This is a genomic window from Pelomonas sp. CA6, assembly GCF_022549225.1.
Taxonomy (GTDB): Bacteria; Pseudomonadota; Gammaproteobacteria; order Burkholderiales; family Burkholderiaceae_C; genus Roseateles.
Window position 1 is genome coordinate 1 of record NZ_JAKZFD010000075.1, and the last position, 306, is coordinate 306.

The 306-nt window shown below is 69.3% G+C and carries 1 protein-coding gene; it reads right to left on the bottom strand.

Annotation, left to right across the window (positions count from 1 at the left end; all coding sequences use genetic code 11):
- Positions 1–306, bottom strand: a 306-nt coding sequence (locus tag LZ017_RS21955) for an Ig-like domain-containing protein (protein WP_241399054.1), incomplete at both ends; no start/stop codon positions are given.

A 306-nucleotide genomic window follows, 5' to 3' on the forward strand; every position in this document is an offset into this window, starting at 1 on the left:
GGCGCTGGGTGTCGATGGCGTAGTTGCCGGAGTTGGCCGTGCCGCTGGCGGTGTTGCCGGCCAGATCGGTGTAGCGGCTGCCGTCCAGGCTGATGAGGTTGGCGGTCGATTCGACGCCGGCCGTGGGCGTGAGGGTGGCGGTCCATGTGAGGCCGCCATTGCTGCTGCTCAGGCCGCTGAGGCTGCCGTTGCCCACGACGAAGTCGTCCGCCGTGAGGCCCGTCACCGCTTCGCTGAAGCTGATGGTGACGGTGCTGGTCTGGCCGACCTTGAGCGCGCTGTCGGCCACCACGATGGTGGCCGTGG